Here is an 18,111-nt window from a genome sequence, read left to right on the forward strand (position 1 = left end):
AGGGGCGCGGGCCGCACGCGTGTCGGGGGCCCGCGCGGCCCGCCCACACGGCTCACCCGAAGGTCGCCCGCTCCAGCCAGAAGTCCAGCAGCTCCCGGTCGCCCAGGACCTCCAGACGACCGCCGTCCGGGGGCAGCCGGCGGTAGAAGGCGAGCAGCACCTCGGTGAGCGGGCCGCGCAGCGCGACGGTCGCCTTCTCGTGGCCGTGCCGCCGGCGCACGCCCTCCTCGGTCAGTTCGACGAACCACTCGGCCCTCACGCCGGCGGGGGCGTCGGTGGCGTGGAGGTGGATGCTGCGGCCGGGCCCGCGCAGTTCGGCGGTCGCGTCGTGCGGCTGGGTCCGCTGGACGAACTCGACGATCTCCAGCCACTCGTCGATCGCGTCGGCGGCGATCTCCGGCGCCACCTCGAACGGCAGCGCGGCGGCGAGCGTCGCGTCGGCCCGGTGGACGACCAGTTCATGGGTCATCCGGCGGGCCCAGAACCCGGCGGTCCGCTCCCAGCCCCAGGACCACACCGGTGCCCCGGGGCCGGCCTCCCGCAGCGTGGCGAGGAGTTCCTCCCCCGTCCGAGCGAGCCAGGCGTCCAGCTCGGCAGGGTCCCCCTGCTTCTCGGGGCCGTCGTACAGCGGCACCCGTTCCTCGGGCACCTCCTCCTCCGCCCGCGTCCGTACGTTGAGTTCGACCCAGCGCAGGGAGCCGCCTGTGTGCCGGACGAGCTGTTCGAGCGACCAGTCGGGGCAGGTCGGCACGGTCGCCGAGAGGTCCGCGCCGGAGGTCACGACGTCCCTCAACTGCCGTAGCTGGTGCTCGATCTCGGCGCAGTAGCGGTCATGTCGGGCCTGGGGTTCACGGGTACACGGGGTCATGGAGGGGGACCCTATGCGGCCGGGTCACCGCCGAGCACGAGGATTTCGGCGGCGTCGAAGGCCACGCCCACCTGGTCGCCAGGGTCCGGCGCGTCCCGCAGCGCGCACGCCGCCTCCAGTCGTGGCGCGCCCTCGGGCTGGAGGTGCACGGCGACATGGGTGCCCCGGAAGGTGCGTGCGGCCACGGTGCAGCGCAGTCCGTCGGCGGCGTCGACCAGCCGTACCCCGGCGGGCCGCACCAGCAGCGCGCCCGGCCCCTGCGGCGAGCCCTCGGGCACCGGCACCTTCCCCCAGGGGGTGTCGGCGGCCTGGCCGGTCACGGTCGCGTCGACCACGTTGTCGAAGCCGAGGAAGCGGGCCACGAACTCGTCCGCCGGGCGCTGCCACACCGCAAGGGGCGTGCCGGACTGGGCGATCCGTCCGTCACGCATCACCACGACCCGGTCGGCCAGCGCGAACGCCTCCCCCTGGTCGTGCGTGACCGCCAGCACGGTCGTACCCAACTCGGCGAACAGTTCCCGGAGTTCGACGACGAGTCGTTCCCGCAGCGAGCGGTCCAGCTGGCCGAGGGGTTCGTCGAGCATGAGCAGCCGGGGGCGTGGTGCGAGGGCGCGGGCCAGCGCGACCCGTTGCTGCTCACCGCCGGACAGCTCCCCGACCCGGCGGCGCGCGGCGCCGGGCAGTCCGACCAGTTCCAGCAACTCCCGCACGCGGGCGGCGCGTTCGTCCTTGGTGGCGCCGTGCATCCGGGGCCCGAAGGCGACGTTGCCCGCGACGTCCCGCTGCGGGAACAGCTGGTGGTCCTGGAACATCAGGCCGACGCCGCGCTTGTGCGCCGGGACGCCCGACTGGTCGTGCCCGTCCAGCGACACCCGTCCGGCGTCGAGGGGCTGGAGCCCGGCGACCGCCCGGAGCAGGGTCGACTTCCCGCTGCCGCTCGGCCCCAGCACGCACACGATCTCGTGTTCGGCGACGCCCAGATCGATCCCGTCGAGCACGGGCCGCCCGTCGAACCGTACGGTCGCGCCCTCGATCCTCAGCAACATCAGAACTCCCCCGTGCGATCGGTGCGGAGGCGCTCCAGCACCAGCAGGGCCACCGCGCACACCACCATCAGAATCGTGGAAAGGGCCATGGCCTGGCCGTAGTTGAGGTCGCCCGGCCTGCCGAGCAGCCGGGCCACGGCCACCGGCAGGGTCGGGTTGTCGGCGCGCGCGATGAACACGGTCGCCCCGAACTCACCGAGTGAGACGGCGAAGGCGAACCCGGCCGCGATCAGCAGGGCCCGCCGTACGAGCGGCAGGTCGACCTCGCGCCACACCCGCCACGGCGACGCCCCGAGGACGGCCGCGGTCTCGCGCAGCCGTTCGTCCACCGCCCGCAGCACGGGCAGCATGGTCCGTACGACGAAGGGGACGCCGACCAGGGCCTGGGCGAGGGGCACCAGGATCCAGGAGCTGCGCAGATCGAGCGGTGGTTCGTCCAGCGCGATCAGGAAGCCGAAGCCGACGGTCACGGCGGACACCCCGAGCGGCAGCATGAGCAGCGCGTCGAAGCCCCGGACGAGGCGGTCGGTCATGGGGGTCTTCCCGTCGCCGCGGGGGCGGGTGCGCAGGGTGAGGGCGGCCGCCGCGAGCCCGCCCACGAGGACGGCGATGGCGGTCGCGGCGCACGCGTAGCTGAGCGAGTTGCCGATCGCCTCGATCGGCGCCACCAGGAAGATGCCGCTGTCGTCGCTGGTCAGCGCCTTGTAATAACCGAATCCCGGTGCGTCGAGCGACCGCTCGACGAGGACGCCCAGCGGCAGGAGGATCAGGACGACCACCGTGGCGAGGACCCCGGCCAGCAGCGCCCACTGCCCGGCTCCTCGGGGCCGCCGTGCCGTGAGCGAGGCGTCGACCAGCCGGAGCGTGGTCTCCCGCCGCCGCACGGTCCAGGCGTGCACGGCGAGGATCAGCCCGATCGCGAGGAACTGCACGAGCGTCAGCACGGCGGCCGTCGTCAGGTCGAAGATCTCGGAGGTCTGCCGGTAGATCTCCACTTCGAGCGTGGAGAAGGCCGGCCCGCCGAGGATCTGCACCACCCCGAACGAGGTGAAGGTGAAGAGGAAGACCATCAGGGCGGCGGCGGCCACGGCGGGCCCGAGCGCCGGCAGGGTCACCTTCCGCCAGGCGCCGAGCGGCGATGCCCCGAGCATCCGCGCGGCCTCCTCCTGCCGTGGGTCGAGCTGGGCCCACAGCCCGCCGACGGTCCGGACGACGACCGCATAGTTGAAGAACACGTGTGCGAGCAGAATCGCCCACACGGTGGTGTCCAGCCGTATGCCCCACAGCTCGTCGAGCAGCCCCCCGCGCCCGACCAGCGCCAGGAACGCCGTACCGACGACCACGGTCGGCAGCACGAACGGCACGGTCACGACCGCACGCAAGACGTCCTTGCCCCTGAAATCGAAGCGCGCGAACACATACGCGCCGGGGAGCGCGATCAGCAGGGTGAGCGCGGTCGAGACGAGCGCCTGCCAGGTGGTGAACCACAGCACGTGCCGGATCCCGGAGTCCCCGAGCACCTCCGCGATCCGCCCGAACTGCCAGCCCCCGCCACGCCCTTCGGTCTTCAGCCCCCGGACGACGATCGCGGCGACCGGGTAGGCGAAGAACACCCCGAAGAACGCGACGGGCAGGGCCATCAGCCCGAGCCGCGCCGCGCCGCCCCTGCGGGACCCCCGCCGGGGCGCGGCTTCCGCCGGCCCGGGAGGCTCCTTGGCTACTTCAGTACGAGCGAGGTCCATGACTTGACCCACTCGTCACGGTTCTCGGCGATCTTCGCCGGCGCCATGGTCTCCGGGTCCTTCGCGGCCGGTCCGTACTCGGCGAAGTCGGCGGGCACGGACGCGCCCTCGACCACCGGGTACACGAACATGTTGAGCGGCATGTCCTCCTGGAACCTCTTCGAGATCAGGAAGTCGATGAGCGCCTTGCCGCCCTCGGCGTTGCGCGCGTTGCTCAGCAGCCCGGCGAACTCGATCTGCCGGAAGCAGGTGCCGCCGGCGACGCCGGTGGGCGCGGTCTTCGGACGCGGCTTGGCGTAGATGACCTCGGCGGGCGGCGAGGAGGCGTACGACACGACGAGGGGCCGGTCGCCCCCCGCCTTCCTGCCGTCCGTCGACCCGGAGAACTCCTGGTAGTAGGCCTGCTCCCAGCCGTCGACCACCTTGACGCCATTGGCCTTGAGCTTCTTCCAGTAGCCCTCCCAGCCGTCGTCGCCGTACTTCGCGGCCGTGCCGAGGACGAAGCCGAGGCCGGGTGAGGAGGTGGAGGCGTTCTCGGTGACGAGGAGGTCCTTGTACTCGGGCTTGATCAGATCGTCGAACGTCTGTGGCGGCGCGATCTTCTTCTCGCTGAAGTACGCCTTGTCGTAGTTGACGCAGATGTCACCGGAGTCGATGGGCGTGACCCGGTGCCTGCCCTTGTCGAGCTGGTAGGCGGCGCCGACCTTGTCGAGGCCCTTCGCCTCGTACGGCTGGAAGAGGCCGTTGTCGAGGGCGCGGGACAGCAGGGTGTTGTCGACGCCGAAGAAGACGTCGCCCTGTGGGTTGTCCTTGGTCAGGATCGCCTGGTTGACGGCCTGGCCGGCGTCGCCGCTCTTGAGGACCTTGACCTTGTAGCCGGACTCCTTCTCGAACGCCTTCAGCACGTCCTTGGAGTAGCCGAAGGAGCCATGGCTGACGAGGGTGACGGTCTTGGAGCCGCCCGACCCGGCGTTATCGGACGACGACGAACCGCACGCGGACAGCGTGACGAGGCCGAGGCCGACGGCCGCGGCGACGAACGTTCTGATGTGCACTGATGTCCTCCTGGGGGTGACCAGGAAGAGACGCGGCCCTGCCCGGGGACCTCGGCGGGTTCCCGGGCAGGGCGCAACAGCTTGAGTGAAGACCGAACTTCCTACCCAGAATGACCTGGGCGAGGTTCAGAGGGTCTGCGGCCTGGATGCCGCACTCTCAGCGCTGTGGCGCTCCCCTGTCGGAATATGAAGATGTGTACGAAGGTCACACTACCCCGTGGCCGGATTCCGACTCCCCGGTGGTGGGCGTGAGCCGACGGCCACCACCTTTGCGTAAGCCGCTGTCGGCTACCGCTCGGTGGCCGCGAGCTGGCCGCAGGCCCCGTCGATCTCCTGGCCGCGGGTGTCCCGGATGGTCACCGGCACCCCGTGGGCGGCGATGGCCTCCACGAACGCCTTCTCGTCCTCGGGCCGCGACGCGGTCCACTTCGAGCCGGGCGTCGGGTTCAGCGGGATGAGGTTGACGTGCACCGGTCGGCCCTTGAGCAGCCGGCCCAGGCGGTCACCGCGCCATGCCTGGTCGTTGATGTCCCGGATCAGCGCGTATTCGATGGACAGCCGACGCCCGGACTTCGCGGTGTACTCCCATCCGGCGTCGAGGACCTCGCGCACCTTCCACCGGGTGTTGACCGGTACGAGGGTGTCGCGCAGCTCGTCGTCGGGGGCGTGCAGCGAGATGGCGAGCCGGCACTTGAAGCCCTCGTCGGCGAACCGGTGGATGGCCGGCACCAGCCCGACCGTCGACACGGTGATCCCGCGCTGCGACAGACCGAGCCCGTCCGGCTCCGGGTCGGTGAGCCGGCGGATGGCGCCGACGACGCGGTTGTAGTTGGCGAGCGGCTCGCCCATCCCCATGAAGACGATGTTGGAGAGCCGGGCGGGCCCCCCGGGGATCTCCCCGTCGCGCAGCGCCCGCATCCCGTCCACGATCTGGTGGACGATCTCGGCGGTGGACAGGTTCCGGTCGAGCCCGGCCTGCCCGGTGGCACAGAACGGGCAGTTCATGCCGCACCCCGCCTGCGAGCTGATGCACATGGTGACCCGGTCCGGGTACCGCATCAGCACCGACTCGACGAGCGTCCCGTCGAACAGCCGCCACAGCGTCTTGCGGGTGGTGTCCTGGTCGGTCGACAGATGCCGGACGACCGTCATCAGCTCCGGAAGCAGCGCCTCCTGGAGCTTGGTGCGCGCACCGGCGGGGATGTCGGTCCACTGCTCCGGGGCGTGCGCGTACCGCGCGAAGTAGTGCTGCGAGAGCTGCTTGGCACGAAACGGCTTCTCCCCGATCGCCGCCACCGCGTCCTTGCGCTCGGCGGGCGTGAGATCGGCAAGGTGCCGCGGCGGCTTCTTGGCTCCGCGGGGGGCGACGAAAGTGAGTTCTCCGGGCTTCGGCATAACCCACCCAGTGTCGCAGATCAAATTGTGTGACCCGGGACCGTGCGTCCCGCCTCAGTAGCACCACCCCCGCCGGTTCGGCATGCAGGGAGGGGCAACAAGGGAACACTGCCCACCATGGGCGTATGGGGGACGTTGTTCGCGACCGTTGTCGGTGCTGCGATCGCTCTTGTCGGGCAGCACCTCGTGAAGCGCGCTGAACACAGGGCTCGCATCTCGGAGCTGCTCTTGGAGCAATGCGCTCCGGTGGCCGCCTCATCCTCGGACTTCCACAACCGTGTCTGGGAGGAGCGGATCCTCAACATGGCTGGCCGCGTCAGTAGTCGGGACGTATCGGCTCACCAGCTGGCGTCAGCTCGGCTGCGCATCCTTTCGAAGGACCGCGCCCTGCTCTCAGCACTGCAGGAACTGAACAGCGCCGGTCAGCAGCTCGGCAGCTACTGGCGGCGAGGCACTGTGGACGAAGCCGAGTTCACCAGCCGTTGGAACCGGCACTGTACCGCCGCTGACCAATTCCTCGCCGCGAGCGCCGAGGCGGTCCATCGGCGCCTCACATAGTCCTGAGAAGACGACTCCCACGGCCCGGAGACGGCCCTGCGCCCGGCACGGCTCCGGCTCATCCCCTGCGCCATCCCCCTCGCACTGATGTGCCCTCACCGAGAACCGAACACCTGTTGTGCGCGTGATACCGGAGAACGCACACGGGAACGGGGGGACGCGAGTGGGATCCGTAGGACGCGTGAGGGCGGTGGCGCTGGCCGGTGTGATGGCCGGGGCCATGGTCACGGGGGCGGTGGCGGCGTCGGGAGCGCAGTCGGCGTTGGCATTAGGAGCGGAGGCGGCGCCCGCCGTCGGCGGCGTCAGGCAGGGCGGGGCCGGGACCACGGCCGGGGCGCGACCCGCCGCGACCGTCACCCTGATCACCGGTGATCGTGTGGCCGTCGGCTCCGACGGGCAGGTCGTCGGACTGACCCGAGGCAAGGGCCGCGAGAAGATCGGCTTCTCGGTCCGGCGTGAGGCAGGGCACACCTATGTCGTCCCGCAGGACGCCCTGCGCCCGATCGCCGACGGACTGCTCGACCGGCAGCTGTTCGACGTCGCGCAGCTGGTCGAGGACGGGTACGACGACGTCCACCGCGGCACCCTGCCGCTGATCATCGGATACCGGCGGGACGGTGCCAAGGCGAAACCGTCCGCCCCACCCCGCGACCGGTTCGCGGGCGTGGCCGTGCGGGAGCGCCGAGCGCTGCCGGCCGTCGACGGCGAGGCCTTCGAGGTGCCCAAGGCCGACGCCCCGGCGCTGTGGGCGGCCGTCACCGGCCACGCCCCGGCTCCTGCGGCAGGGGGTGCGGCGGCCCCCGAACGGACCCTCGCCCATGTCTGGCTGGACGCGAAGGTCCGGGCCACCCTCGCCGAGAGCGTGCCGCGGATCGGCGCGCCCACCATGTGGAAGTCCGGCTACACCGGCAAGGGCGTCAAAGTGGCGGTCCTGGACTCGGGTGTCGACCAGACCCACCCGGACCTCAAGGGCCTGGAGATCGCCCAGAAGAACTTCAGCGGGGCCCCCGACGTCAAGGACCGCTACGGACACGGCACCCACGTGGCCTCCATCGTCGCCGGGAGCGGCGCGAAGTCCGGCGGCCGCTACAAGGGCGTGGCACCCGACGTGAGGCTGCTCGACGGCAAGGTCCTGGCCGACGACGGCCTCGGCGACATCTCGGGCATCGTCGCCGGCATGCAGTGGGCCGTCGATCAGGGCGCACAGATCGTCAACATGAGCCTCGGCGGCGGCGACGACCCGGGTCTCGACCCGATGGAGGCCGCCGTCGCCCGGCTCTCCGGCAAGGCCCTGTTCGTGGTGTCCGCCGGCAACAAGGGCGGGGACGGACCCGGCACCATCCAGTCGCCCGGCAGCGCGCCCGCGGCGCTCACCGTCGGTGCCGTGGACAAGCAGGACCAGCTCGGCGACTTCTCCAGCCTCGGCCCGAACCGCGACGGCATACCCAAGCCGGACATCACCGGCCCCGGTGTCGAGATCACCGCCGCCCTGACCACGCAGAGCGAACAGCCCTCCGGTGAGGGATACGTCGCCCAGACCGGCACCTCCATGGCCGCCCCGCATGTCGCGGGCGCCGCCGCCCTGCTGCTCCAGCAGCACCCGGACTGGAGCGGAGCCCGGCTGAAGACGGTCCTGACCGGCTCGGCCAAGCCGAATCCGCGACTGCAGGCGCACCAGCAGGGCGCGGGCCGGGTGGACCTGGAGCGCGCCGCCACCGCCCTGGTCGCCGCCGAACCGGGCTCCCTCGGCTTCGGCCTGCAGTCCTGGCCGCACACCGACGACAAGCCGGTCGCCAAGACCCTCACCTACCGCAACCTCGGCACCCGTGCCGTCACCCTTAAGCTGACGGTCGCCACGACGAATCCGTCGGGCGGCCCCGCCCCCGCCGGCATGTTCGCCGTCAAGGACACCCAGCTCACCGTCCCGGCCGGCGGCACCGCGAAGACCACCGTCACCGCCGACACCCGCAAGGGCACCGTCGACGGTGTCTTCGGCGGCACGGTGCTGGCGTCGGGAGACGGCCAGGAGGTCCGCACCGGTCTGGTGGTGGAGCGCGAGGTGGAGTCGTACGACGTCACCGTGCGGCACATCGACGCCGACGGGGCGAACGCGCAGACGTACGCGACGGTGATCACCCGCCGTGACGGGGACGGCGGCTACGTGGAGCTGCCGAGCCGTCCGACCGGCACGGTGGTCCAGCGGCTGCGCAAGGGCTCCTACCACCTGGACAGCCTGGTCTTCGCCGAGGACAACGAGCTGGGCTTCTTCGTGCAGCCGGTGCTGGAGGTGACCAAGGACGTCAAGGTCACCCTCGACTCCCGCAAGGCGAAGCCGCTCGCCGTGAAGGCCCCGGACAAGGCCGCGAAGCTCGTCACCTCCGTCGTCAGCTACTACGACGAGGCCCTGGGCTCGGGCAACTTCTGGTACACCGACGGAGTGCCGCCGATCCGCACCGCCGCCCTCGGCCCGGCGTCCCCGACGCTGCGGGCCCAGTACAACGGTGTGTGGAGGAGGCCGGGCGCGGCCGGCAAGAACGTCGACTACCGGCTCGCCTTCAACCGCAAGGGCAGCTTCTTCACCGGCCTGAACCACACCGTCACCCGGGCCGAGGTCGCCGAGGTGAAGCTCGGCTTCGGCGCCTCCGTGACCGGGGCCAAGGGCCGCGTCGACATCAGGCCGCTGGACGAGCTCGGGAACAGCACGCCCGTCGAACCGCAGCAGCAGAAGCTGCCGCTGTCCACCACGCACTACCTCAGCACCGCCGGAGTGCGCTGGTCCTGGACGGCCACCCAGCTCGACGCGCGCGGCGAGCCGCGCATGATCTACCGGAAGGATCGGATCACCTACAAGCCAGGCTCCAGCCAGACGCTGAAGTTCAACACCGCGGTGGTCGGCCCCGATCTCCCGCCCGGTGGGCTCGACGGTCAGGGCGCCGAGCGGACCGGTGACACCATCAGCGCGATGATCCCGCTGTTCACCGACGGCGGCGGCAACCCGGGGTTCTCGGCCGTCACGGGCGGCACCGCCCGGCTGGAGTCCGGCGGCCGGATCCTCGGCGAGGGCCCGGCGACGGACATGCTGACCGCCGAGGTTCCCGCCGCGTCCGCCGCGTACCGTCTGACGGTCGAGGCGAAGCGCTCCACCGCGGACACCTCCACCAGCACCAAGGTCGCCGGGGTGTGGACGTTCACCTCGGCGCGGCCGGCCCCGAACCGGACGGTGACGCTGCCCCTGTCGGCGGTGCGTTTCACGCCGAAGCTGAGCCTGAGCGGGACCGCCCCGGCGGGCGGCACCCTCACGGTGCCGCTGAAGGTGAGAGGCGCGGCCGCCGTGGCCGGGCAGGTCACCGCGCTCACCGTGAAGGTCTCGTTCGACGGGGGCAAGACCTGGAAGACGCTGGCCGTGAAGACCGACGCGAAGGGGGCGCGCTCGGTCAGCGTGAAGCACCCGGCGAGCGCCAGGACCGTGTCCTTCCTGGTGGACCTGAAGGACAAGAGCGGCAACACCGTGCGCCAGACGATCACCGACGCCTACCGGCTCGCCGAGTGAGGTGACTCAAGTGAGGTAACTCAGGTGAGGTTACTCAGGGGCGGCGACCGTCGCCCCTGACACGGCCGCCCGCTCCGGCCCGCTTCCCGCACCACGGGAGCCGGGCCGGATCCGTCGGCGGCTACGCCGACGCGTGCTCCAGACGGTCCTTCAGATGCATCTCGTTGCGCGGCAGCTCCCTGCGGATCTGGGGCCGTACGACGAGGGGGACGAGGACCTTGCCGATGCCCCGGCCGTCGAAGCCGACCTCGACGGTGACCCGGGAGCGGCGGCCCTGGTCGAGCGGGGTGATCTCCCCGTGCACATGGGTGCGGACGGGACCGTCGATGCCCTCCAGGCTCCAGGCGCGCGGCGGCTCGTACTCGGTGAACTGCATGGTCATCGGAATGTTCCGGCGGCCGAAATGCCGGGTGACGCGCACCCGGGAGCCGACACCGACGGGGTCGGCGTCCAGCGGCTCGCTCGCGACCGCGCTCTCCTGCCACTCGGGCAGATGGGAGAGGTCGCTGACATACGCCCAGACGTCCTCAGGGCGGCAGTCGATGTCGATCGATTCACGGAAGTCGGACATGTTGCCCGCCCCCTTTCGGCGTGATCCCCCTGAGAAAATCCTCCCACTCGACCACGGCCAGGGCCACGGCTCGCCACGAGCGCAGGCGACGGACCCCGGTTCACCCGCTGAGCCGGACAAACGGCGACGGGCCCCCGCCCTGTCGTCCAGGTCGGGGGCCCGCGTGACACCGCGCACCCGTGGGGCGTTCCGGTCAGCCGGAGCCCACGAACAGCACCAGCAGCAGCCAGACCACCGGGGCCGTCGGCAGCAGCGAGTCCAGCCGGTCCATGATCCCGCCGTGGCCCGGCAGCAGTGTGCCCATGTCCTTGATGCCGAGGTCCCGCTTGATCATCGACTCGCCGAGGTCACCGAGGGTGGCGCTGGCGGCGACCGCGAGGCCCAGGAGCAGGCCCTGCCACCAGGTGCCACCGTCGATGACGAACTGCATGAGCAGCGCGCCCGCGACCATGGCGAAGGCGACCGCGCCGAGCAGTCCCTCACGGGTCTTGCCGGGGCTGATGCGGGGGGCGAGCTTGTGCTTGCCGAAGCGCCAGCCGACGGCGTACGCGCCCGTGTCGCTGACCACGGTCAGCACCAGGAACGTGAGGACCCGTTGCGGTCCGTCGTCCGCGGTGAGCATCAGCGCGACGAACGTGGCGAGGAACGGCACGTAGAACGCGGCGAAGACGCCCGCCGTGACGTCCTTCAGGTAGTTCCCCGGCGGTTCCGTCATTCGCCAGACGAGGACGGCGAGCGCGGTCAGCGCCATGGCCACCCACGCGCCCTCCGGTCCGCGCACATACCCGGCGACGACCATGGCGGCGCCGCCGACCGCGAGCGGCACGAGCGGCGCCTTGATGCCCTTGCGTTCCTGCAGGCGGGAGGTGAGTTCCCACAGGCCGACCACGACGGCGACCGCTATGACGCCGACGAAGACGGCCTTGACGATGAACAGCGACGCGACGATGACCACGCCGAGCCCGACACCGACCCCTATGGCGGCGCTCAGGTCACGGCCCGCGCTCTTCTTCTGCGGGGCGGGCTGAGGGGCGTCGGGCATGGGCTCCGGCTTCTGCGGCGCCTCCCCATGGGGGTGCGCCGACGGTGTCTCGTCACGGAACAGGGGACCGGCCTGTCGAGCGGCCCCCCGGTCGTCGTCCTGGTTCCCGCCATGCGCGGGTACGTCGGGCACGATGGGCATGGGCTGAGTCTGCATCGGATGCCGGTCCTCAGCCGCATCGTACGGGTGACCCGCCGGGGCATGCCCCTGGACAGGTCCCCGGTCGGTCGGCGCCCAGTACCCGGCTTGTGGCGGCGCCCCCCAGGAAGAGTCGTTCATCAGACCTCGAGGAGCTCGGCTTCCTTGTGCTTGAGCAGCTCGTCCACCTGGGCGACGTACTTCGCGGTGGTGTCGTCGAGCTCCTTCTCCGCACGGCGGCCCTCGTCCTCGCCGACCTCGCCGTCCTTGACGAGCTTGTCGATGGCGTCCTTGGCCTTGCGGCGCACGGAACGGATCGAGACCTTGGCGTCCTCGCCCTTGGTCTTGGCGACCTTGATGAACTCGCGGCGGCGCTCCTCGGTGAGCTCGGGGAACACCACACGGATGATGTTGCCGTCATTGCTGGGGTTGACGCCCAGGTCCGAGTCGCGGATCGCCTGCTCGATGTTGCGCAGCGCGCTCTTGTCGAACGGGGTCACCACGGCCATGCGCGGCTCCGGCACGGAGAACGAAGCCAGCTGGTTGATCGGCGTCAGCGCGCCGTAGTAGTCGGCCACGATCTTGTTGAACATCGCCGGGTGCGCACGACCGGTACGGATCGCGGCGAAGTCGTCCTTGGCGACGACGACGGCCTTCTCCATCTTCTCCTCGGCCTCGAGGAGGGTCTCTTCGATCACCACTTGCTCCTGCGTGTCTTGAGTAGGCCCGGCTGCTGTACTTGGTCACGTCGGCGGCCGGCTGCGTCGCGTCTTGTTCCTGCACGGTTCCCGACCGGTAGGACATTGTCCATCCCCCGGTCAGGCTCCGTCCCCCGGGCAGGGGAAGGACCCGGTCAGGCCCGGCTTCCCTGATCACCCACGAGAGTGCCGATCTTCTCACCCTTGACGGCCCGCGCGATATTGCCCTCCTTGAGAAGCTCGAACACGAGGATCGGGAGCTTGTTGTCGCGGCAGAGCGTGATGGCGGTGGCGTCCGCGACCTTGAGTTCGCGGGTGATGACCTCGCCGTAGCCGAGGGAGTCGAACTTCACCGCGTCGGGGTTGGTCTTGGGGTCGGAGTCGTATACCCCGTCCACGCCGTTCTTGCCCATCAGCAGCGCCTGGGCGTCGATCTCCAGGGCGCGCTGGGCGGCGGTGGTGTCGGTGGAGAAGTACGGCATGCCCATACCGGCGCCGAAGATGACCACGCGGCCCTTCTCCAGGTGGCGCACGGCGCGCAGCGGGATGTACGGCTCGGCGACCTGGCCCATGGTGATGGCGGTCTGGACCCGGCTGTCGATGCCCTCCTTCTCCAGGAAGTCCTGGAGGGCGAGGCAGTTCATGACCGTGCCGAGCATGCCCATGTAGTCGGAGCGGGCACGGTCCATGCCGCGCTGCTGGAGTTCGGCGCCGCGGAAGAAGTTGCCGCCGCCGATGACGACCGCGATCTCCGCGCCGTCGCGGACGACGGCCGCGATCTCCCGGGCGATCGCGTGCACCACGTCGGGGTCGACGCCGAGGCCACCGCCCCCGGAGAACGCCTCTCCGGACAGCTTCAGCAGAAACCGGCCGCTCAATTTGCCGTCGTCGCTCTTCTGGGGCTTGGTGGTCATGGAGATCTCGCCTCTTTACGTGTCGCACATACGAAGAAGGCCATTGCCGGTGGGGTGATGTTCGCATCCCATGCGCGGCAATGGCCTCCTCGTCAGATCTGCTGTCGTCCGTCGCACGCGCGCGTGCGACGGCGTACGCGAACGACTGCTTCCGACCCTATCGGGACCGGACGTCCGTCGCGGTACGGACTCAGATGCCGACCTTGATGCGCGTGAAGCGCTTCAGGGTGACACCGGCCTCGTCCAGAACCTTCTGGACGGACTTCTTGTTGTCGAGCGCGTACGGCTGACCGAGCAGCGTGGCGTCCTTGAAGAAGCCGTTGAGGCGACCCTCGACGATCTTCGGCAGGGCGGCCTCGGGCTTGCCCTCGGCGCGGGTGGTCTCCTCGGCGACGCGGCGCTCGGACTCGACGACCTCGGCCGGCACGTCCTCCTTGGAGAGGTACTTCGGCGCGAAGGCGGCGATGTGCTGGGCGACACCCTTGGCCAGGTCGGCGTCGGCCTTGTCCAGCTCGACCAGGACACCGATCTGCGGGGGCAGGTCGGGCATGGTGCGGTGCATGTAGGCGTAGACGAAACCGTCGGCGAACTGCGCGAAGCGGTCCAGGACGATCTTCTCGCCGAGGTTGGCGTTGGCCTCGTCCACGAACGCCTGGACGGTCTTGCCGGGCTCGATCTCGGAGGCGAGCAGGGCCTCGAGGTCCGCGGGGGAGGTCGCGGCGACGTGCGCGGCGATCGCGTTGGCGGCGGCCTGGAACTTGTCACCCTTGGCGACGAAGTCCGTCTCGCACTTCAGCTCGACGAGGACACCGGAGGTGTTGTCGTCGGCGATGAGGGAGACCACGGCGCCGTTCTCGGCGGAGCGGCCCTCGCGCTTGGCGACGCCCTTCTGGCCCTTGATGCGGAGCGCCTCGACGGCCTTGTCGACGTTGCCCTCGGCCTCGTCCAGCGCCTTCTTGCAGTCCATCATGCCGGCGCCGGTGAGCTCGCGGAGCTTCTTGACGTCGGCGGCGGTGTAGTTCGCCATGAGTCTGTGAGTCTTTCTCGAAGTCTGGGAGATCGGAGATCCGCGCGGTCCGGGATCCGCATCGGGATGTCGGTACCCATCCAGATGCAGATCGCCGACGCGGCGCTGACCTACGGGTGAACGGCGGGAGCGGAGTTCATGTCACCGCTCCCGCCGTCAACACGACGGACGCTGACCGGGTCAGGCCTGCTCGGCCTCGGCGGCCGGGGCCTCGGCGGCGGCCTCAGCGGGGGCCTCGGCCGGAGCCTCAGCCGGAGCCTCGGCGGCGGCCGGGGCCTCCTCCGCCTTCTTCTCGCCCTCGAGCAGGTCGCGCTCCCACTCGGCGAGGGGCTCGCCCGCGGCCTTCTCGCCCTTGTCACCGGTGGCGACGCCGGAACGGGCGATGAGGCCCTCGGCGACGGCGTCGGCGATCACACGGGTGAGCAGGGTGACGGAGCGGATCGCGTCGTCGTTGCCCGGGATCTTGTAGTCGACCTCGTCGGGGTCGCAGTTGGTGTCGAGGATGGCGACGACCGGGATGTTGAGCTTCCGGGCCTCGCCGACCGCGATGTGCTCCTTCTTGGTGTCCACGATCCAGACGGCGCTGGGCACCTTCTGCATCTCGCGGATACCGCCGAGGGTCTTCTCCAGCTTGGCCTTCTCACGCGAGAGGACCAAGAGCTCCTTCTTGGTCAGACCCGACGACGCGACGTCCTCGAAGTCGATCTGCTCGAGCTCCTTGAGGCGCTGCAGACGCTTGTAGACGGTCGAGAAGTTGGTGAGCATGCCGCCCAGCCAGCGCTGGTTGACGTAGGGCATGCCGACGCGGGTGGCCTGCTCGGCGATGGCCTCCTGCGCCTGCTTCTTCGTGCCGACGAACATGACCGTGCCGCCGTGGGCGACGGTCTCCTTGACGAACTCGTAGGCGCGGTCGATGTACGACAGCGACTGGAGCAGGTCGATGATGTAGATGCCGTTGCGCTCGGTGAAGATGAAGCGCTTCATCTTCGGGTTCCAGCGACGGGTCTGGTGACCGAAGTGGACGCCGCTCTCCAGCAGCTCCCGCATCGTGACGACGGCCATGGCCGTTCTCCTTGATTTTTCTCGGTTGTGCCGCGAACACCGGACGGCATTCGCGCCTGACGCCCGCGATGCGCCGTTGCCGCTGAGGACCGAGGGGCGCTGATACGGACCGCTGAGGGCCACGTACCGGGGCGTGCGAAGTCGACCCGGTGACCCGGATCGCCTTCAGAAGTGTACGGGACCCGCGAGGCGCCGGGTGACGCCGATGTCCACAACCGGCCAGTACTCCACAGTTCCCGGCCATGATCGCTCCACTCGGGCGACGCTTCAGGCATGTCCGACGAACGAATCGACCGAGAAACCCACCGGGAGCGTCCGAGCCGGGAGGGGTGGTCAAGGTGGCTGAGGTGGACGAGGCGGCTCGCGTGGGCGGGCTGGCTGAGGTGGCTGGTGTGGCCGCGGTGGCCCAGGTGGCCTGCCCCGCCGGGGTGGCCCAGGTGGCTTGCCCCGCCGGGGTGGCTGGAGTGGCTCGCACCGCCGGACAGGTACTCACGGCCGGGCGGGTCGTTACGGCCGCCACGGCGGGGAGGGACGGACCGGACGCGGTGGACGTGCTGGTCTGACCTGGACAGCCGGGCAGGATCGAGCCGCCGGTTGGGCCGACCGAGTCGGCCGGCGCGCTCAGGGGTGTTGGTGCGGGCACGCGGATCGAGGCGGTCCGGTCCGCTGGGCCGGGCGGTGGGGCCGGACGTGTGGGTACGGGCTGGCGAGTCAGTGCCTGCTGGGAGGTCGGCGGCGGCCGGGAGGTCCATGCCGCCGATGGGGTCTGCCCGATCGCGGGGGTCGGCGCGGTCGTGGGGTTCGGTGCGGTCGTGGTGTTCGGTGCGGTCGTGGGGGTCTGCGGGGCTGTTGGCCGTGCTCATGGCCATGGCGTGGACGTCGGCGCCGCACGCGGCTCCGGGTGCACCGGACCCCTCCGGTTCGGCGACCGGGGTGGACACGGTCGACCCGGTCCCGGCGATCGGCCGGGCATGGCCCGTGGGTCTGCGGCCTCCGGTGGTACGAGCGTGGGAGCCTCCGCCGACCACCTACGCCCGCGGTCACCGAGGCGTCGACCTGTCGGCCCCCGCCGGCTCGCCTGTCCGGGCCGTTGCCTCGGGCGTGGTGTCCTTCGCGGGCCGGGTGGCAGGCCGGGGCGTCATCTCGGTCGAGCTGGAGAACACGGGCGACCCTCCACTGCGGACCACCTATCAACCGGTCCGGGCATCCGTGCGAAGGGGCGACGAGGTGGCCCCGGGAGACATCCTCGGCACCCTGGAAGCCTCCCCCTCCCACTGCCCCACGGCCTGCCTCCACTGGGGCCTCCGCAGAGCCGACACCTACCTGAACCCCCTGTCCCTCCTCCCACCCTGGCTACTCCACCGAGGCCCGTCCCGACTGCTCCCGGTACCCGCGTAACGGCTCCCGCAGCTTCCGGCGCTCCGGTACGGGCCAGGACGGCCAACGCCACCAGGCCCCCGACGGCTGCCGGCGCGTGGCCGCGCTGACACCGAGGAGCGACTCGCTCACCGGCCACACCGCGGTGCCACGGGGGGCGGGCGGACCAGGCCAAGCCAGCCATGCGGCGCCTTGCCGCCAGGCCTGCCAGGCAGGGCGGCGCTGAGCAAGGCGGGACTGCCAGGCCAGGCGCCGCTCAGCAGGGCGGGGCGGCCAGGCCGAGCCGGCCAGATCAGGTCGGTTCGGGGCCAGGCCGGGCTCGGCAAGCGCGCATCATGCCCTCCACATGGGATGGGCCGCACCGCACCCGATGGCCAGCGGAAACCAGCCAGCAGCAGCCACCCTGCCCCCAGCCGTCACGCCCCACCGTCGCCGCCCGGCCCGCAAAGCCGGGCGGCACCCCGCACCGAAGGACGCCGACGTGGTCAGCCCCGGACGCCCCGCAGGACCATCGCGACCGCCGCGTCGGTGATGGCGGCCGGCTCCTCCGCCGCGCCCAGCTCGATCCGCCGCACAGCCGCGTCCACGACACCCTGGAGCAGCATCGCGGCCAGCCTGGGCTCCGCCTGTCCCAACGCCGCCAGCGCCTCGACGATCATCGCGATCAGCCCGCCGTGCGCGGCGCGGATCTTCTCCCGGGCACCCGCGTCCAGCTCGCTCGCCGAGATCGCCACCACGGCCCGGTGGCGCCGATCCCCGACCAGCTCCAACTGCTTGCGGACGTACGCCTCGACCTTCTCCTCGGGCAGGTCGACGGCCGCCATCGCCGCCTCGACCTCAGCCGACCAGAGAGGAAAGTCCACCTCGCACAGTTCCTCGACCACGGCTGCCCGGGACCGGAAGTACTCATAGACGGACGACCGCGCCAGCCCCGTGCGCTCGGCGAGGGCCGGGAACGTCAACGCCTCGGTCCCACCCTCGGACAACAGAGACCGAGCCGCGTCCAGCAGGGCGGCTCGCTGCATCGACCGGTGCTCGGCCACGGAGGCCGCTCGAATCCTTGGCACG

15 protein-coding genes are annotated in these 18,111 nt (G+C 70.9%); 3 read left to right on the forward strand and 12 right to left on the reverse strand.

The window, feature by feature from the left end; translation table 11 throughout:
- Nucleotides 1-52 precede the first annotated feature (52 nt).
- The 5 genes from ACZ4Z3_RS30935 to rlmN all read right to left on the reverse strand — a co-directional run bounded on the left by ACZ4Z3_RS30935 (nucleotide 53) and on the right by rlmN (nucleotide 6,106).
- Nucleotides 53-868: a maleylpyruvate isomerase family mycothiol-dependent enzyme gene (locus ACZ4Z3_RS30935; RefSeq protein ID WP_468504125.1), complete on the reverse strand. Its 816-nt coding sequence runs from the start codon at nucleotides 866-868 to the stop codon at nucleotides 53-55.
- Nucleotides 869-879: 11 nt separating this feature from the next.
- A complete protein-coding gene (locus ACZ4Z3_RS30940) occupies nucleotides 880-1,914 on the reverse strand; it encodes an ABC transporter ATP-binding protein (RefSeq protein ID WP_468504126.1) in 1,035 nt (344 codons plus the stop codon).
- Nucleotides 1,914-3,656, reverse strand: coding sequence for an ABC transporter permease (locus tag ACZ4Z3_RS30945; RefSeq protein WP_468504127.1), 1,743 nt, complete (start codon nucleotides 3,654-3,656; stop codon nucleotides 1,914-1,916). Before ACZ4Z3_RS30945 ends, ACZ4Z3_RS30940 begins: the two co-directional genes overlap by 1 nt.
- Nucleotides 3,632-4,711: a thiamine ABC transporter substrate-binding protein gene (locus ACZ4Z3_RS30950; RefSeq protein WP_468504128.1), complete on the reverse strand. Its 1,080-nt coding sequence runs from the start codon at nucleotides 4,709-4,711 to the stop codon at nucleotides 3,632-3,634. The genes ACZ4Z3_RS30945 and ACZ4Z3_RS30950 overlap by 25 nt, the downstream gene beginning before the upstream one ends.
- 288 nt (nucleotides 4,712-4,999) lie before the next feature.
- Nucleotides 5,000-6,106: a dual-specificity RNA methyltransferase RlmN gene (rlmN, locus tag ACZ4Z3_RS30955; protein ID WP_468504129.1), complete on the reverse strand. Its 1,107-nt coding sequence runs from the start codon at nucleotides 6,104-6,106 to the stop codon at nucleotides 5,000-5,002.
- A 117-nt stretch (nucleotides 6,107-6,223) separates the two neighbouring features.
- On the opposite strand from rlmN, the gene ACZ4Z3_RS30960 reads away from it, so the two are divergent.
- Nucleotides 6,224-6,664 (forward strand): hypothetical protein, encoded by a 441-nt coding sequence (locus tag ACZ4Z3_RS30960; protein WP_468504130.1) that lies wholly within the window; start codon nucleotides 6,224-6,226, stop codon nucleotides 6,662-6,664.
- Between the two features lie 181 nt (nucleotides 6,665-6,845).
- Nucleotides 6,846-10,214, forward strand: coding sequence for a S8 family serine peptidase (locus tag ACZ4Z3_RS30965; protein ID WP_468504131.1), 3,369 nt, complete (start codon nucleotides 6,846-6,848; stop codon nucleotides 10,212-10,214).
- A 121-nt stretch (nucleotides 10,215-10,335) separates the two neighbouring features.
- On the opposite strand, the gene ACZ4Z3_RS30970 is transcribed toward ACZ4Z3_RS30965, so the two are convergent.
- From ACZ4Z3_RS30970 to rpsB, 6 genes are all read right to left on the reverse strand, one after another.
- Complete coding sequence (locus ACZ4Z3_RS30970; protein ID WP_468504132.1) at nucleotides 10,336-10,785, reverse strand: SRPBCC family protein; 450 nt, start codon at nucleotides 10,783-10,785, stop codon at nucleotides 10,336-10,338.
- A gap of 193 nt (nucleotides 10,786-10,978) precedes the next feature.
- A complete protein-coding gene (locus ACZ4Z3_RS30975; RefSeq protein ID WP_468504133.1) occupies nucleotides 10,979-12,106 on the reverse strand; it encodes a phosphatidate cytidylyltransferase in 1,128 nt (375 codons plus the stop codon).
- Nucleotides 12,106-12,663, reverse strand: coding sequence for a ribosome recycling factor (gene frr / locus ACZ4Z3_RS30980; protein WP_159773483.1), 558 nt, complete (start codon nucleotides 12,661-12,663; stop codon nucleotides 12,106-12,108). The genes ACZ4Z3_RS30975 and frr overlap by 1 nt, the downstream gene beginning before the upstream one ends.
- Nucleotides 12,664-12,818: 155 nt before the next feature.
- On the reverse strand, nucleotides 12,819-13,577 hold the full coding sequence (pyrH, locus tag ACZ4Z3_RS30985) for a UMP kinase (RefSeq protein ID WP_468504134.1): 759 nt from the start codon (nucleotides 13,575-13,577) through the stop codon (nucleotides 12,819-12,821).
- Nucleotides 13,578-13,767: 190 nt separating this feature from the next.
- On the reverse strand, nucleotides 13,768-14,604 hold the full coding sequence (gene tsf, locus ACZ4Z3_RS30990) for a translation elongation factor Ts (RefSeq protein WP_468504135.1): 837 nt from the start codon (nucleotides 14,602-14,604) through the stop codon (nucleotides 13,768-13,770).
- A gap of 180 nt (nucleotides 14,605-14,784) precedes the next feature.
- Nucleotides 14,785-15,666 (reverse strand): 30S ribosomal protein S2, encoded by an 882-nt coding sequence (gene rpsB / locus ACZ4Z3_RS30995; RefSeq protein ID WP_468504136.1) that lies wholly within the window; start codon nucleotides 15,664-15,666, stop codon nucleotides 14,785-14,787.
- Nucleotides 15,667-16,527: 861 nt separating this feature from the next.
- Here rpsB and ACZ4Z3_RS31000 point away from each other — a divergent pair.
- Nucleotides 16,528-17,064: a peptidoglycan DD-metalloendopeptidase family protein gene (locus ACZ4Z3_RS31000; RefSeq protein WP_468504243.1), complete on the forward strand. Its 537-nt coding sequence runs from the start codon at nucleotides 16,528-16,530 to the stop codon at nucleotides 17,062-17,064.
- A 464-nt stretch (nucleotides 17,065-17,528) separates the two neighbouring features.
- Here the strand turns inward: ACZ4Z3_RS31000 and ACZ4Z3_RS31005 are convergent, their stop codons facing one another.
- On the reverse strand, nucleotides 17,529-18,086 hold the full coding sequence (locus ACZ4Z3_RS31005; RefSeq protein WP_468504244.1) for a TetR/AcrR family transcriptional regulator: 558 nt from the start codon (nucleotides 18,084-18,086) through the stop codon (nucleotides 17,529-17,531).
- Nucleotides 18,087-18,111 lie beyond the last annotated feature (25 nt).

The organism is Streptomyces sp. NPDC030296 (assembly GCF_055572815.1).

What these genes read in the sequence shown, in the direction of transcription:
- rpsB (WP_468504136.1), bottom strand. Translation starts at nt 15,666, where the DNA reads ATGGCCGTCGTCACGATGCGGGAGCTGCTGGAGAGCGGCGTCCACTTC.
- rlmN (WP_468504129.1), bottom strand. Translation starts at nt 6,106, where the DNA reads ATGCCGAAGCCCGGAGAACTCACTTTCGTCGCCCCCCGCGGAGCCAAG.
- ACZ4Z3_RS30945 (WP_468504127.1), bottom strand. Translation starts at nt 3,656, where the DNA reads ATGGACCTCGCTCGTACTGAAGTAGCCAAGGAGCCTCCCGGGCCGGCG.
- ACZ4Z3_RS30975 (WP_468504133.1), bottom strand. Translation starts at nt 12,106, where the DNA reads ATGAACGACTCTTCCTGGGGGGCGCCGCCACAAGCCGGGTACTGGGCG.
- ACZ4Z3_RS31000 (WP_468504243.1), top strand. Translation starts at nt 16,528, where the DNA reads ATGGCCATGGCGTGGACGTCGGCGCCGCACGCGGCTCCGGGTGCACCG.
- ACZ4Z3_RS30970 (WP_468504132.1), bottom strand. Translation starts at nt 10,785, where the DNA reads ATGTCCGACTTCCGTGAATCGATCGACATCGACTGCCGCCCTGAGGAC.
- ACZ4Z3_RS30960 (WP_468504130.1), top strand. Translation starts at nt 6,224, where the DNA reads ATGGGCGTATGGGGGACGTTGTTCGCGACCGTTGTCGGTGCTGCGATC.
- pyrH (WP_468504134.1), bottom strand. Translation starts at nt 13,577, where the DNA reads ATGACCACCAAGCCCCAGAAGAGCGACGACGGCAAATTGAGCGGCCGG.
- ACZ4Z3_RS30935 (WP_468504125.1), bottom strand. Translation starts at nt 868, where the DNA reads ATGACCCCGTGTACCCGTGAACCCCAGGCCCGACATGACCGCTACTGC.
- ACZ4Z3_RS30940 (WP_468504126.1), bottom strand. Translation starts at nt 1,914, where the DNA reads ATGTTGCTGAGGATCGAGGGCGCGACCGTACGGTTCGACGGGCGGCCC.
- tsf (WP_468504135.1), bottom strand. Translation starts at nt 14,604, where the DNA reads ATGGCGAACTACACCGCCGCCGACGTCAAGAAGCTCCGCGAGCTCACC.